The sequence below is a fragment of the Achromobacter sp. UBA2119 genome (genome assembly GCF_002331005.1).
GTDB lineage: Bacteria > Pseudomonadota > Gammaproteobacteria > Burkholderiales > Burkholderiaceae_B > Achromobacter > Achromobacter animicus.
In genome coordinates, this window is sequence record NZ_DCYD01000009.1 from 651587 (window position 1) to 666055 (window position 14469).

General features: G+C 63.7%; 12 protein-coding genes. 2 read left to right on the forward strand and 10 right to left on the reverse strand.

The genetic code is table 11. The features are described from left to right. Nucleotides 1-5: 5 nt before the first annotated feature. From B3098_RS08185 to rpsO, 3 genes are all read right to left on the reverse strand, one after another. A complete protein-coding gene (locus B3098_RS08185; protein ID WP_175123107.1) occupies nucleotides 6-731 on the reverse strand; it encodes a hypothetical protein in 726 nt (241 codons plus the stop codon). Between the two features lie 198 nt (nucleotides 732-929). After that, nucleotides 930-3092, reverse strand: coding sequence for a polyribonucleotide nucleotidyltransferase (gene pnp / locus B3098_RS08190; RefSeq protein WP_279971930.1), 2163 nt, complete (start codon nucleotides 3090-3092; stop codon nucleotides 930-932). A 90-nt stretch (nucleotides 3093-3182) separates the two neighbouring features. Further along, nucleotides 3183-3452, reverse strand: a complete 270-nt coding sequence (gene rpsO / locus B3098_RS08195) for a 30S ribosomal protein S15 (protein ID WP_006223612.1) — start codon at nucleotides 3450-3452, stop codon at nucleotides 3183-3185. 314 nt (nucleotides 3453-3766) lie between these two features. Here rpsO and B3098_RS08200 point away from each other — a divergent pair, with 314 nt between their 5' ends. Continuing rightward, nucleotides 3767-4285: a hypothetical protein gene (locus tag B3098_RS08200; RefSeq protein WP_175123109.1), complete on the forward strand. Its 519-nt coding sequence runs from the start codon at nucleotides 3767-3769 to the stop codon at nucleotides 4283-4285. Between the two features lie 68 nt (nucleotides 4286-4353). Here B3098_RS08200 and pssA read toward each other — a convergent pair whose 3' ends face one another. The 4 genes from pssA to B3098_RS08220 form a co-directional block, all read right to left on the reverse strand. Further along, nucleotides 4354-5127 carry a CDP-diacylglycerol--serine O-phosphatidyltransferase gene (pssA, locus tag B3098_RS08205; RefSeq protein WP_105237630.1) on the reverse strand — a complete coding sequence of 258 codons (774 nt, stop codon included), beginning with the start codon at nucleotides 5125-5127 and terminating at the stop codon, nucleotides 4354-4356. A gap of 208 nt (nucleotides 5128-5335) precedes the next feature. After that, nucleotides 5336-6352 carry a ketol-acid reductoisomerase gene (gene ilvC / locus B3098_RS08210; protein WP_056568560.1) on the reverse strand — a complete coding sequence of 339 codons (1017 nt, stop codon included), beginning with the start codon at nucleotides 6350-6352 and terminating at the stop codon, nucleotides 5336-5338. Nucleotides 6353-6425: 73 nt separating this feature from the next. Further along, a complete protein-coding gene (ilvN, locus tag B3098_RS08215; protein ID WP_006223608.1) occupies nucleotides 6426-6917 on the reverse strand; it encodes an acetolactate synthase small subunit in 492 nt (163 codons plus the stop codon). Nucleotides 6918-6929: 12 nt separating this feature from the next. Further along, a complete protein-coding gene (locus tag B3098_RS08220) occupies nucleotides 6930-8699 on the reverse strand; it encodes an acetolactate synthase 3 catalytic subunit (protein ID WP_279971975.1) in 1770 nt (589 codons plus the stop codon). Nucleotides 8700-9116: 417 nt separating this feature from the next. On the opposite strand from B3098_RS08220, the gene B3098_RS08225 reads away from it, so the two are divergent. Further along, nucleotides 9117-11342 carry an FUSC family protein gene (locus B3098_RS08225; protein WP_175123111.1) on the forward strand — a complete coding sequence of 742 codons (2226 nt, stop codon included), beginning with the start codon at nucleotides 9117-9119 and terminating at the stop codon, nucleotides 11340-11342. Between the two features lie 125 nt (nucleotides 11343-11467). On the opposite strand, the gene yaaA is transcribed toward B3098_RS08225, so the two are convergent. The 3 genes from yaaA to B3098_RS08240 all read right to left on the reverse strand — a co-directional run bounded on the left by yaaA (nucleotide 11468) and on the right by B3098_RS08240 (nucleotide 14374). Beyond that, nucleotides 11468-12241, reverse strand: a complete 774-nt coding sequence (yaaA, locus tag B3098_RS08230; protein WP_279971935.1) for a peroxide stress protein YaaA — start codon at nucleotides 12239-12241, stop codon at nucleotides 11468-11470. A gap of 15 nt (nucleotides 12242-12256) precedes the next feature. Next, a complete protein-coding gene (locus B3098_RS08235) occupies nucleotides 12257-13039 on the reverse strand; it encodes a 3-hydroxybutyrate dehydrogenase (RefSeq protein WP_286894439.1) in 783 nt (260 codons plus the stop codon). A 99-nt stretch (nucleotides 13040-13138) separates the two neighbouring features. After that, nucleotides 13139-14374, reverse strand: a complete 1236-nt coding sequence (locus B3098_RS08240) for a cation:proton antiporter (protein ID WP_175123114.1) — start codon at nucleotides 14372-14374, stop codon at nucleotides 13139-13141. Nucleotides 14375-14469 lie beyond the last annotated feature (95 nt).

The following is a 14469-nucleotide window of genomic DNA, read 5'->3' on the forward strand; positions in this document are numbered from 1 at the left end:
TCCGGTTAACGCACAGGCAGGAAGTTGAACAGCAAAAGGCCCTGGGCGTAGTTGATGCCGATGCGCCGGGAGTTCTCGCCGAGCAGGTTGGCGATCAGGTCCAGCCGGCCGATGATGGCGCCGAACTCGCGCTCGAAGCTGAGATTCGTGGCGGTCGGGGAAATTTCGTTGGCCAGCAACAGCAATTCGCCCTGGTTGTTGCGGCGCGTGGCCAGCAGCCAGGCCGCGGCCTCGACGTTCCGTGCGGCATTGTAGACCCGCTGGCCGTCCAGGGCGTCTGTCGCGTACAGGCGCGTCTTGCCGTTGTGCGCGGCGATGATGGTGTCCGCAAGCCCGTAGATGAAGGCGCCGACCCGGTCGCCCGGATAGTTGGGATCCAGGGCGACTGCCAGGATCTGGATGTCGCGCAGCCCGCTCAGATCTCGCGGCGGCACGCGGACTTCGATGGAATGCTTGACGCGGTTCACCGCCGTGGCCAGGTCCGGCGCACCGGTCTTGCGCCATTCCCGCGGATTGCGGCGGTACAGCTTGTCGAGCAACGAATACAGGCTGGTCAGGTTGTCGCGTACCTCGAGCGTGACCGTCCGGTTGAAGTCCGTCTGCGCGAACTGGTCCGCCGTCATGTCCTCGCCCTTGGGGCCACGCTGGCCCGCCCCGGGGGGCGACATGCAGCCGGTCAACAGCGCCGCCAACAGCGCTGCGGTGACTGCGGTTATCGGCCACGCCGTCATGCCTTGCTCATCCGTATGCCCCCTTCGATCAAGCGTGAAGCGCGCCATTGCACCCGGCGGCGCGTCTCTCGCGCAAGACTTTACAGGAAGGCGGACGAACTGGGGAGCAGCGGCCCATCCCCCTCACGATCAGCCGCGCCAGGCAAAAAAAACGGCGCCTCGGATGAGGCGCCGCTTTTCAATCAGGAGGCTGCAGGCTTATTCAGCTTGCGGTTCCGATTGGGGGGCAGCTTCGGGAGCGGCAGCGGCTTGCTGCTGCTCGATGCCACCGATCGCCTTGATGGACAGGCGCAGACGGCCCTTGTCGTCGGCCTCGATGACCTTGACGCGGACTTGCTGGCCGACCTTCAGCACATCGTTGATGTTCGCGATGCGGTAGTTGGCGATTTCGGAGATGTGCAGCAGACCGTCGCGGCCCGGCAGCACTTGCACGATGGCGCCGAAGTCCAGCAGACGCAGGACCGAGCCTTCGTAGATCTGGCCCACTTCGACGTCGGCGGTCAGCTCGACGATGCGGCGCTGGGCTTCCTTGGCCTGCGCTTCGTCGACGCTGGCGATCACGATCGTGCCGTCGTCGGAGATGTCGATCTGCGTGCCGGTTTCTTCGGTCAGCGCGCGGATGGTGGCGCCGCCCTTGCCGATCACGTCACGGATCTTCTCGGGGTTGATCTTGATGGTCAGCATGCGCGGCGCGAACGCCGACAGCTCGCCGCGCGAACCGTCCAGGGCGTCCTTCATCTTGCCGAGGATGTGCAGACGGCCTTCGCGGGCCTGGTCCAGCGCAACCTGCATGATTTCCTTGGTGATGCCCTGGATCTTGATGTCCATCTGCAGTGCGGTGACGCCGTTTTCGGTGCCCGCAACCTTGAAGTCCATGTCGCCCAGGTGATCTTCGTCGCCCAGGATGTCCGTCAGCACGGCAAACTTGCCGCCGTCCAGGATCAGGCCCATGGCCACGCCGGCCACGTGATCCTTGATGGGCACACCAGCGTCCATCATGGCGAGCGAGCCGCCGCAGACCGAGGCCATCGACGAGGAGCCGTTGGATTCGGTGATTTCCGACACGAGGCGGATCGTGTACTGGAAGTCTTCGGGGGCCGGCAGCAGCGGCACCAGCGAACGCTTGGCCAGACGGCCGTGGCCGATTTCGCGGCGCTTCGGCACACCAATGCGGCCGGTTTCGCCGGTGGCGAACGGAGGCATGTTGTAGTGCATCATGAAGCGGTCACGGTACTCGCCCATGAGCGCGTCGATGATCTGTTCGTCTTGCTTGGTGCCCAGCGTGGCCACGACCAGCGCCTGGGTTTCACCACGGGTGAACAGGGCGCTGCCGTGCGCGCGGGGCAGCACGCCCAGACGCACGCTGATCGGACGGACGGTGCGGGTGTCGCGGCCGTCGATGCGCGGTTCGCCGTTCAGGATCTGGCCGCGGACGATGGCCGATTCCAGCGAGAACATGATGTTGTCGACCGTGACGGCGTCGGGAGCCGATTCGCCCTTTTCGGCAGCGGCGGCAGCCAGCTTGGCCGACACCTCGGCCGACACTTCACGCAGCTTGGCGGTGCGGGCCTGCTTTTCGCGGATCTGGTAGGCGGCGTTCAGGCCTTCCTGGGCGGCGGCGGTGACCGCGGCGATCAGGGCCTCGTCCTTGGCGGGAGCTTGCCAATCCCAATCGGGCTTGCCAGCATCCTTCACGAGTTCGTGAATGGCGTTGATGACGGTCTGCATTTGCTGGTGGCCATAGACCACGCCGCCCAACATGACTTCTTCGGACAGCTGGTCAGCTTCCGATTCGACCATCAGCACGGCGTTTTCCGTACCGGCGACAACCAGGTTCAGCTTGGAGGACTTCAGTTCCGATGCGGTCGGGTTGATGGTGTATTGACCATCGATGTAACCCACGCGCGCGGCGCCGATCGGGCCATTGAACGGGATGCCCGAGATGGCCAGTGCGGCCGAGGCGCCGATCATGGCGGCGATGTCGGGATCGATTTCAGGATTGACCGACAGCGTGTGCAGAACCACCTGGACTTCGTTGTAGAAGTCTTCGGGGAACAGCGGACGCAGGGGACGGTCGATCAGGCGCGACGTCAGCGTTTCCTTTTCCGACGGCTTGCCTTCGCGCTTGAAGAACCCACCCGGAATGCGGCCGGCAGCGTAGGTCTTTTCGATGTAGTCGACGGTCAGCGGGAAGAACGTCTGACCCGGCTTGGCCTTCTTGGCAGCCACGACAGTGGCCAGGACGACGGTGTCCTCGATCGACACCACAACGGCGCCGGAGGCCTGGCGAGCGATTTCGCCAGTTTCCAGGACGACCGTGTGCTGGCCGTACTGGAACGATTTAGTCACTTTGTTGAACATGACGATTATTCCTTACAAATGAAAAACCGTGGCCGCTGCGACATGCGTCGCACCGACCACGGTTGCGTCATGGGGAGCCAGCCCCGTCGATCACTTGCGCAGACCGAGTTTTTCGATCAGTGCGCGGTACGAATCGGGATTGCGGCCCTTGAGATAGTCGAGCAGCTTGCGGCGACGGCTGACCATACGCAGCAGACCGCGGCGCGAGTGATGATCCTTCATGTGTTCTTTGAAGTGACCGGTCAGCTCGTTGATACGGGCGGTGAGCAGAGCCACCTGAACTTCGGGGGAGCCGGTATCGCCCTGAGCGCGTTGGAATTGCGCAACGATATCGGATTTCTTGATGTCAGCTACAGACATTGATGACCTCTTCGGACATGCGACAGGGCCGAGGCGCCCTGACGTGGTTTGGAAAATTTTGCGCGAGCCAGGCTTGAATTCGCTTTCTCACTGCTGCCATTGGCGGGATCGGGCAGGACCGGCACATGAGGCTTGGCGCCATGTTGCGGGTACTGCGACAAGCCGCCGGCGGCTGGCGCAAAGGATCTTGCAGAATCAATACATTTGATAAAGCTCGGCGATTATAGCTGATTCGCTAGAATTACCCCAGCAAGAAGACCGGGCCCGCCGCGAGGACCGGCCAAGCCGCAGTGCGCACCCGAAGGAGCATGGACATGATCAGCTTATACAGAACGGCCCGCGTGACCCTGGCCTCGATCGCACTGGCCGGACTGGCCGCCTGCGCCAACATGACCGAGGTGCCTCCCGGCACCCCGCTTTCGCAAGTTCAGGCGCAGTTCGGCGCGCCCAACTTCGAATGTCCCCAGGCCAATGGCGGCCGCCGGGTGATCTGGACGCAGCAGCCTATGGGCCAGTACGCCTGGGGCGCGAACGTCGGCCCCGATGGCCGGGTCGACCGGGTGATGCCGCTTCTGACCGACGCGCACTTCAAAGTGCTGGAGACCGGAGATTGGGGGCCGGATCGGGTGCGCTGCGAGTTCGGCCCGCCCGCTCGTATCGAACAGGCTGGCCTGGGCGAAAAGCGCGAGGTCGTGTGGTCGTATCGCTATAAGGAAAACAGCGTCTGGAATTCCCTGATGTACGTGTACATGAGCCGCGACGGCAGCAAGGTCACCCACTTCCACCCCGGACCAGACCCCATGTACGACGACGACCGGTTCAACTTCTGGTAGCACCACCCGAAACAAAAAACCCGCCAATCTCTGCGATGGCGGGTTTTTTTGTTGGCGGCGTCTGTACGTCAGGAAGAATGACCGCGGCGCTCCTGCTGCAGGCGGCGGACCTTGTTCCAGCGCCACAGCCAGGTGACCCAGCCCGACAGGCCGTACAGCACGAACAGGCCAAACAGGACGACGGGAGGATCGCTGGACACGAACACGAACACCGCGACGACGAGCAGAATGCCCCAGAACGGCACGCTGCGGCCCAGGGCGAAGCTCTTGCCGCTGAAGAACGGCGCATTCGACACCATGGTGATGCCGGCGTACATGGTCAGCGTGAACGCCACCCAGGCCATCAGGCTGTCATGGATGGGCAGCTTGTTGTCCACGGCCAGCCAGACGAAACCCGCCACCAGCGCAGCTGCGGCCGGGCTGGGCAATCCCTGGAAGAAACGTTTGTCCACGACGGCGATATTGGTGTTGAAACGCGCCAGCCGCAACGCCGCGCCGGACACGTAGACGAAGGCCGCCAGCCAGCCCCAGCGGCCCAGGTCGTTCAGAATCCATTCGTACATGACCAGCGCCGGCGCCACGCCGAACGACGTCATGTCGGACAGCGAGTCGTATTGCTCGCCGAAAGCGGACTGTGTGTTGGTCAAGCGGGCCACCCGGCCGTCCATGCCGTCCAGCACCATGGCGACAAAAATGGCGATGGCGGCGACTTCGAAGCGGTCGTTCATGGCCTGCACAACGGCGTAGAACCCGGCAAACAAAGCGGCGGTGGTGAACGCGTTGGGAAGCAGGTAAATGCTCCGGTGGCGGTTCTCGGAATCGCGCATGGAAAAATTGGGCATGGTCTCAATAACTTACGACGGACTTTGAAAGGTTAACCTATCTGGCCCTGCTTGCGGGCTACAGCAAGGATCGTGCCCGGCCCCATTTGGCGCCAAAGCGCCCAAATGGCTGCGAAAAGGCCAAAAAATAAGAAAAAAGCGGCATGCCCATGAAAGGCATGCCGCTTCGATCCTGACCGGCGGGGCAACGCCCCGCCTGCCGTGGGGATCAGTTCTTGGACTTGTCCACCAGCTTGTTGGCGGCGATCCAGGGCATCATGGCGCGCAGCTTGCCGCCCACTTGCTCGATCTGCGATTCCGCGTTGATGCGGCGGCGCGAGGTCAGGGTCGGGGCGCCGGCGGCGTTTTCCAGGATGAACTTCTTGGCGTATTCGCCGGTCTGGATGTCCGTCAGGCACTGGCGCATGGCCTTGCGGGTTTCGTCCGTGACGATCTTCGGACCCGTTTCGTATTCGCCGAATTCGGCATTGTTCGAAATCGAGTAGTTCATGTTGGCGATGCCGCCTTCGTAGATCAGGTCGACGATCAGCTTCAGTTCGTGCAGGCACTCGAAGTACGCCATTTCGGGCGCGTAGCCGGCTTCCACCAGCGTGTCGAAACCGGCCTTGATCAGTTCGACAGTACCGCCGCACAGCACGGCCTGTTCGCCGAACAGGTCGGTTTCGGTTTCTTCGCGGAAGTTGGTTTCGATGATGCCGGCACGGCCGCCGCCGTTGGCGCTGGCGTACGACAGGGCCACGTCACGCGCGGCGCCCGACTTGTCCTGGTACACGGCCACCAGGTGGGGCACGCCGCCACCCTGCTTGTACGTGTTGCGCACCGTGTGGCCGGGGGCCTTCGGGGCGATCATGATGACGTCGATGTCTTCGCGCGGCACGACCTGGCCGTAGTGCACGTTGAAACCGTGGGCAAACGCCAGGGCAGCGCCCGCCTTGATGTTGCCGTGGACTTCGTTGTTGTAGACCGAGGCGATGTTCTCGTCGGGCAGCAGCATCATGACGATGTCGGCCGACTTGACGGCTTCCGCGACTTCCTTGACTTCCAGGCCGGCGTTGGCGGCCTTGTTCCACGAGGCGCCGCCCTTGCGCAGGCCGACGATGACCTTCACGCCCGACTCATGCAGGTTCAGCGCGTGGGCGTGACCTTGCGAACCGTAGCCGATGATGGCAACGGTCTTGCCTTTGATGAGGGACAGATCGCAGTCTTTGTCGTAGAAAACTTTCATGTTGTGCTCCAGATTCCAGTATTTGGATATTCGTTTGATTCAGATGTAGGGTCAGGCAGGCCTGGAAGGCCGGTCAAATCTTCAAAATCCGTTCACCGCGTCCGATGCCGGACACGCCGGTGCGCACGGTTTCAAGGATGGCACTGCGGTCCAGGGCCTCGAGGAAGGCCTGTACTTTTTCCTGCACCCCGGTCAATTCGATGGTGTAGGACTTGTCGGTGACGTCGATGATGCGGCCGCGGAAGATATCCGCCATGCGCTTCATTTCCTCGCGTTCCTTGCCGACGGCGCGCACCTTCACGAGCATCAGCTCGCGCTCGATGTGGGCGCCTTCGGTCAGGTCCACCACCTTCACGACATCGACCAGGCGGTTCAAATGCTTGGTGATCTGTTCGATGACCTCGTCCGAACCGGTCGTGACGATGGTCATGCGCGACAGCGTGGAATCCTCGGTGGGCGCCACGGTCAGGGTTTCGATGTTGTAGCCCCGCGCCGAAAACAGGCCCACCACGCGCGACAGCGCGCCGGGTTCGTTTTCGAGGAGGACGGAAATCACGTGCTTCATTGCGGGGCCTCCTTACAGGTCTTCAGAGCCGAGCAGCATTTCAGTCAGCCCGCGGCCGGCCTTGACCATCGGCCACACGTTTTCAGTGCGGTCGGTGATGAAGTCCAGGAAGACCAGGCGCTCCTTGTGCTTGCCGAACGCTTCGCGCAGCGCCGGTTCGACGTCGGCCGGGCGTTCGATGCGCAGGCCCACGTGACCATAGGCCTCGGCGACCTTGACGAAATCGGGCAGCGAATCCATGTACGACTCGGAATAACGCGAGCCGTAATCGATCTGCTGCCACTGGCGCACCATGCCCAGGAAACGGTTGTTCAGGCAGACGATCTTGGGCGTCAGGCGGTACTGGTGGCAGGTCGACAGTTCCTGGATGTTCATCTGGATCGAGGCCTCGCCGGTGATCACGGCGATGTCCTTGCCCGGATTGGCCATCTGCACGCCCATGGCGTACGGCAGGCCCACACCCATGGTGCCCAGGCCGCCGGAGTTGATCCAGCGGCGCGGCTTGTCGAACTTGTAGTACTGGGCGGCCCACATCTGGTGCTGGCCGACGTCCGAGGTGACGAAGGCGTCGCCGCCGGTCACTTCCCAGAGCTTTTCCACCACGTACTGCGGCTTGATGACTTCGTCCGAGTTGGCGAACTTCAGGCATTCCTTGCCGCGCCATGTCTCGACCTGGTCCCACCATTTGGCGAGCGAGGCCGGCTTGTGCTCGGCGGCGGCGATCTCGAACTGCGCGCTGAGATCGGCCAGGACGTCCTTGACGTTGCCCACGATCGGGACATCCACGCGCACGCGCTTGGAGATCGACGAGGGATCGATGTCGATATGGATGATCTTGCGGGCGTTCTGCGCAAAGTGCTTGGGATTGCCGATCACGCGGTCATCGAAGCGGGCGCCGATGGCAAGCAGCACGTCGCAGTGCTGCATGGCCATGTTGGCCTCGTACGTGCCGTGCATGCCGGGCATGCCCACGAACTGGCCGCTGCTGGCCGGGAAGCCGCCCAGACCCATGAGGGTGCTGGTGCAGGGCGCGCCCAGCTGCGTCACGAGCTTGTTGAGCTCGGGCGCGGCGTTCGACAGGATGACGCCACCGCCCGTGTAGATCATGGGGCGCTCGGCGGCCAGCAGCATCTGCACGGCCTTCTTGATCTGTCCCTGGTGGCCCTTGTTGACGGGCGCGTAGGAACGCATCGAGATCTCGCCCTTGGGCGGCACGTACTTGCACTGCGCGACGGTGATGTCCTTGGGGATATCCACCAGCACCGGACCGGGACGGCCCGTGCGCGCAATGTAGAACGCGCGGCGCATGGTTTCGGCCAGGTCCTTCACGTCGCGCACAAGGAAGTTGTGCTTGACGCAGGGACGCGTGATGCCGACGGTGTCGCATTCCTGGAAAGCGTCCTCGCCAATGGCCGCAGTGGGCACCTGCCCGCTGATGATGACCATCGGGATGGAGTCCATGTAGGCCGTGGCAATGCCGGTGACGGCATTGGTCACGCCCGGACCGCTGGTCACGATGCAGACGCCGACCTTTTGCGACGAGCGCGAGTAGGCATCGGCCGCGTGCACGGCAGCTTGCTCGTGACGAACCAGGATATGCTGGAATTTGTCTTGCTTGAAGATTGCGTCGTAGATGTAGAGCACCGCGCCGCCAGGGTAGCCGAAAACGTGTTCCACGCCTTCATCGGCCAGGCAGCGCACGACGATATCGGCGCCATTCATTTCCATGTTGTAGTTCCTTTCAAAACCGGCCCTGCAACCCTGACTGCTGCGCGCCCGGATACGGCGGCAACTGAACCCATACCGGTTACGACAACATGATCCGGCGCTTAGCGGCTCACGGAGCCACGCCACCCGGACACCTTGCCGACCCGGCACACGCTCGACAGAACGCAGTGCAAACGCCCCTGGGGGACGCTGGAGGTCGAAATGGAAGCCTTGGCAACACACGCTTGTGGCGCGGCCAACGGCAGGTGAGACTTGCTGCACAACGGCTGGGATGTGACCCTGGCCGTTCGCATCAACGCTCCGGTATCGGATAGGCAGACCGAAGCAAGTGGAGCAATTTACCGCGTTGCGTCAAAGGTGGCAAATCGGCTTTTGCCGACCGTTGCGTGGAAGGTTCGGTCACTATCCGGCCCCAAAACGCGCGATGCCCTCTCTATACTTGTTGCGTCGTCCAGAACCGAGCCGCCGCCCATGGATTTACGCATTGCCAGCATTCGCCGCTTTCTCTATAGCCACTACTTCTTCGGAGGGGTGCGCCAGGGGGTCGGCATGCTGTTGCCCGTGCTGGTGCTGGGCGGCCTCTTCGGCAATTACACGACCGGGCTGGTGGCGACCTTCGGCGCGCAATGCCTGGCCATCATCGACCAGCCGGGCGGTCCGCAGCGGCACCGCACCAACGAAATGCTGGGCGGCGCGGCGCTGGGCACGATCACCGTCATCATCACGGGGCTGGCGTCCTCGCATCCGGTGCTGATCTGGCTGGCCGTCATTGCGCAGTGCTTCGTCTATTCGATGTTCACCGTGTTCGGCAAGCGCGGCGGCCTGATCGGCTTTGCGGGCCTTCTGCTGATGACGCTGACCATGCACTCGCCGCTGGCGCCGCAAGAAGTGCTGGCCCATGCCGCCGCCACGCTGGGCGGCGCGCTGTTCTATGTGGCGTTCAGCCTGGGGTTTTCGCGCCTGTTCTGGCTGCGTGAAGAGCAACAGGCCATGTCCGTCGCACTGTTTGCCACCGCCGACTACGTGGCCGCGCGCGCAAACTTCTACGACGAAACCGCCGATCTGGACGAGGCCTACCGAAACCTGATCCAACGCCAGTCCGTCATGACCGAAAAGCACCAGGCGGCCCGCGACATGGTGCTGCGCGCCCTGCCCCGCGGCAAAGGCCTGGGCGACCGCCAGCGCGTGATGATCTGGAACATGTTCGTGGACATGCTGCAGTTGCTGGACACGCTGGTCGCCACGCATACCGACTACGCCGCGCTGCGCCGCACGCTGGCCGGCAACGACTGCCTGATGTTCATGCGCGACGCGCTGGTGAAGATGTCGCTGGAACTGAACCGCATCGCGCTGGACGTGTCGCGCGGACGCAAGGTGCAGTACCGCAGCAGCGCCAAGGCGGAACTGCGTGCCATCGAGTACGAGATCGAGCAGCTCAAGCAGCAAGGCCTGGGCGAACGCGACCCGGAGATGCTGGCGCTGATCGTGCAGGTGCTGCGGCGCCTGCGCAATTCGGCGCGCATCGTGGACCGGCTGGCCGATCACACGGCGGCCTCGCCCGACGCCAAGCCCACCGACGTGCTGCGCATCAACAAGTCGCTGACACGGTTCATTTCGCGCCAGGAATTCCGCTTTGGCCTCTTGACCAGCAACCTGCGGCTGGATTCCCCGCACTTCCGCTATGCGCTGCGCGTGACGGCCGCTGCCGCGATCGCCATGACGCTGGCCAGCCGCTGGCTATCGCCCGAGTTCTCGGCGCACAACTACTGGATCATGCTGACAATCGTCATCATCATGAAGCCTGGCTTTGCGCTGACGCGCCAGCGCAATGGCTGGCGGCTGATGGGCACCCTGATCGGCTGCATCGCCGCGCTGCTGCTGTTCAACGTGACCGACGAGCCCAGCGTCCTGTTCGCCGTCCTGCTGGGCGCCTGCATCATGGGCAACAGCATGGTGCAGCTCAACTACATGGCCAGCGCCATTTTCAATACGCTGTTCGTGGTGCTGGTGTTCCATTTCGTGTCGCCGGGCACCGTGTCCATGTCGGTGATCGGCGAACGCGCCATCGACACGCTGCTGGGCTGCGCGCTGGCGCTGGTCTGCAGCTACATCCTGCCGTGGTGGGAGGCGCGTTACCTGAAGCCGCTGGCTTCGGCCGCGACGCGCGCCAACCGCGAGTATCTGCTGGCCGGCCTGCGTTACGTCGAAGCCATGCAGGCGCACGGCGCGCCCGTGGGCGCAGCTGCCACCGACACGCCCGCCGTCACCGACGCCGACCTGGCCTGGCGCCTGGCGCGCAAGAACGTGCACATCGCCTTCAGCAATTTCGCCGAGGCGTTCTACCGCATGATGAGCGAGCCCAAGTCGCATCAAGTGGACGTGCCGGAGCTGAACAATCTGCTGATCCAGAACCATGTGCTGGCCTCGCAAATTACCGCGGCAATTCCGATTCTGGCGGCGCTGCCCGCCACGCCCGAGCCGGTCCGGCAGGCGCTGGACGGCATGACCGTGCTGCTGGATGAAAACAGCCCGCGCGTGCCGCTGGACCTGCCCACGCAGTTCGACACTGCGGGCGATCAGGCTGCGCTGGTCTATCCCGTGAAGCAGATGCTCAAGGCCACGCACATGATCCGCCAGGAACTGCAGGCGCTGGCCGATCCGCTGCATGCGCCGCCGGTGGCGGCCGCGGCGTCGTAAGCCGCCGTTCGTCGATTCGACGGGCAAAAAAAATGCCAGCCTGGCGGAGATGCCAGGCCGGCATTTTTTGCGAAAGGGCGAGGTCCCAACCAGGTGTCTGACACCCTCCCCCGCCGCCGACTTCGTCAGTCCAGCTTGCGGCGAAACACCAGCTTGTCCGCCGACGACGCCGACGCGTCGTACGCGTAGCCTTCCAGATCAAACCCCTGCAGCCCTTCCGGCTTGGCAACCTTGTGCTGGATGGCGTAACGCGCCATCAGGCCGCGCGCGCGCTTGGCGTGAAAACTGATGATCTTCCAGGCGCCGTTCTTCCAATCCTGGAACACGCATTGCACCACCCGCGCCTTCAGGACCTTCTGATCGACGGACTTGAAGTACTCCTCGGAGGCCAGGTTGATGACGACCGGCGACTTCTGGCCGGCCTGGCGCTCGTTCAGGTAGTCCGCGATGGTGCTGCCCCAGTACTCGTACAGGTTCTTGCCCTTGGGGTTCTCCAGCCGCGTGCCCATTTCCAGGCGGTACGGCTGCATCAGGTCTAACGGGCGAAGCACGCCGTACAGGCCGCTCAGGATGGCGACGTGCTCCTGCGCCCAGTCGAGCTGCTTGGCCGACAGGGTGGCGGCGTCCAGGCCTTCGTAGACGTCGCCATTGAAGGCCAGCACGGCCTGGCGCGAGTTGGCCTGCGTGAAGCTGCGTTTCCAGTGCGCGTAGCGCTGGACATTCAGCTCGGACAGGGCCGGGCTCAGGCTCATCAGGTCCGAGATGTCCTCGGCGGACTTGGTCTTCAGGACCTTGATCAGGCCGGCGGCCTGATCCACGAACATCGGCTGGGTGTGCGTCTCGACGTGCAGCGGCGAGTCGTAGTCCAGCTTCTTGGCGGGGGAAAGCAACAACAGCATTCAGAATTTCCTTGTTTAGCGGGCCGTCCAGCCGCCATCGACGGAGACGGTCGTGCCGGTGATTTGCGCGGCGGCGTCCGAGGCCAGGAACACGGCGGTGCCGCCCAGTTGTTCCGGCGTCACGAATTGCAGCGACGGCTGCTTTTCGCTGAGCAGGTCGCGGGCAGCGGTTTCCTGGTCCACGCCATTCTTTTCAGCCAGCGCGGTGATCTGCTTTTCGACGAGCGGGGTGCGCACCCAGCCCGGGCAGATGGCGTTGGCGGTGATGCCCTGCCCGGCCGTTTCCAGCGCCGTGACCTTGGTGAATCCCACGACGCCATGCTTGGCCGCGACATAGGCCGACTTGCTGGCCGAGGCGACCAGACCGTGGGCCGACGCGATATTGATGATGCGGCCCGAACCCTGCTTCTTCATGTGCGGCAAGGCAGCGGCGGTGCCGTGGAACACGGCGGACAGATTCAGCGCCAGGATGGCATCCCACTTTTCGGCCGGAAAGTCTTCGATCAACGCGGTGTGCTGGATGCCCGCGTTGTTGACCAGGATGTCGATGCGGCCAAGCTGGCTGACGGTGTTTTCGACCAGCTCGCGCACGGCGGCGCCCTTGGAAAGATCCGCGCCGTCGTAGATGACCTTCACGCCATGCTTGGCGGCAAGCTCCGCGCGCACCTTCTCGATTTCGGCCGCGTCGCCAAAACCGTTCAGGACGATATCGGCGCCCTGCTCGGCGAAGGCCGTGGCGATACCCAGGCCGATGCCGCTGGTGGAACCGGTGACAAGCGCTACTTTTCCTTTGAGCATGAGCTTTCTCCTGTGAGCTGGCGTGGGGAAACGAAACGGGCTTCAAGTGTAGCTGCCCGGCAAGCCGCCAATCATGCCATGCCCTTACCCGCTGCGGGGTCAAGCGGTGGGCGGCTTGTCCGAGGAGGACGACGGCGCGGCGTCGGCAGACGGCGCAGTGTCCGTGACCGGCACCGCGTCCGTCACAGGCAGGCCCGCCATGCCGCCGTATTTCTCCGGCACGCGCTCTAGCACCTTGATCAGCACCGGCACCACGCCCATCGACACCGCGACGATCACCGACAGCACGTCGCGCTGCTCCAGGTTCACCAGATGGTTGTCCCAGGCTTCGTTGAAGATGGCGAAGCTGAACTCGCCGCCCTGGGCCAGCACCAGCGCAAACAGCAGCCGGTGATAGCGCGGCAGCCCCAGAAAGCGCGCGAATCCATAAAGGATGACGGCCTTCACCGCCAGCAGCGCCGCGACGCCCGCGCAGATGAACATCCAGTGATGGGCCACGACCTTGAGGTTGATGGACATGCCGATGGCCACGAAGAACAGGCCCAGCAGCAAGCCCTTAAACGGGTCGATCGCTTTTTCCAGCTCATGCCGGTAGCGCGACTCGGCCATCAACACGCCCACCAGGAATCCGCCCAGGCCCGCCGACAGGCCCGCGTAGTCGAACAATTGAGCTGCGCCCACCACCATCAGCAGCGCCGCGGCGGTAAAGAGTTCGTTCAATTCCGCCTTCGCCGCCCAGCCCAGCAGACGCAGCCGGTAGGCCAGCGCCACGACCGCCACGGCCACCAGCGCTTCTTTGAAGGACGGCGCGGAGGTCCCGTCCGACCCCAGCAATCCGGCCGCGACCAGCATCGGAATCGCCGCCATGTCCTGGAACAGCAGCACGCCCAGCGCCGAGCGCCCCAGCGGCGTGCGGGTCAACTGACGCTCGTCCAGCAACCGCAGCGCCACCGCCGTGGACGACAGCGCCAGCGACAGACCGCACAACACCGCCGCCTGCCACTCCATGCCCGCCAGATGCCGCAGCGCCGCGCCGAACACCACCCCCAGCAGCAGGCCGCAGACCAGCATCTGCAGGGTGCCCAGGATGAAGACTTCGTTGCGCATCGCCCACAGGCGTTTGGGCGACAGTTCCAGCCCGATGATGAACAGCATCATCACAACGCCCCACTGCGACACGCCGATCATCGTGTCCACGTTCGTGACCAGCTTGAAGCACGACGGTCCGACGAGAACGCCCGCGATCAGGTAGCCCGGAATGGCGCCCAGCCCCAGTCTTTGCGTGATGGGCACGCAAAGCACGGCCGCGAGCAGAAGGATGAGGATGAGGTCCATGGAATGCGCAGAGGGCGGAATGGGGTGAATTCTGGCCAAAGATTGCGCCGGCTGAAAGCCGGATGAAACCCGCTGTGGTCCTTTTACCCGTTCTT

Excerpts from the sequence above, each read along its gene's own strand:
- B3098_RS08185 (WP_175123107.1), bottom strand. The coding sequence starts at position 731 with ATGACGGCGTGGCCGATAACCGCAGTCACCGCAGCGCTGTTGGCGGCG.
- pnp (WP_279971930.1), bottom strand. The coding sequence starts at position 3,092 with ATGTTCAACAAAGTGACTAAATCGTTCCAGTACGGCCAGCACACGGTC.
- rpsO (WP_006223612.1), bottom strand. The coding sequence starts at position 3,452 with ATGTCTGTAGCTGACATCAAGAAATCCGATATCGTTGCGCAATTCCAA.
- B3098_RS08200 (WP_175123109.1), top strand. The coding sequence starts at position 3,767 with ATGATCAGCTTATACAGAACGGCCCGCGTGACCCTGGCCTCGATCGCA.
- pssA (WP_105237630.1), bottom strand. The coding sequence starts at position 5,127 with ATGCCCAATTTTTCCATGCGCGATTCCGAGAACCGCCACCGGAGCATT.
- ilvC (WP_056568560.1), bottom strand. The coding sequence starts at position 6,352 with ATGAAAGTTTTCTACGACAAAGACTGCGATCTGTCCCTCATCAAAGGC.
- ilvN (WP_006223608.1), bottom strand. The coding sequence starts at position 6,917 with ATGAAGCACGTGATTTCCGTCCTCCTCGAAAACGAACCCGGCGCGCTG.
- B3098_RS08225 (WP_175123111.1), top strand. The coding sequence starts at position 9,117 with ATGGATTTACGCATTGCCAGCATTCGCCGCTTTCTCTATAGCCACTAC.
- yaaA (WP_279971935.1), bottom strand. The coding sequence starts at position 12,241 with ATGCTGTTGTTGCTTTCCCCCGCCAAGAAGCTGGACTACGACTCGCCG.
- B3098_RS08235 (WP_286894439.1), bottom strand. The coding sequence starts at position 13,039 with ATGCTCAAAGGAAAAGTAGCGCTTGTCACCGGTTCCACCAGCGGCATC.
- B3098_RS08240 (WP_175123114.1), bottom strand. The coding sequence starts at position 14,374 with ATGGACCTCATCCTCATCCTTCTGCTCGCGGCCGTGCTTTGCGTGCCC.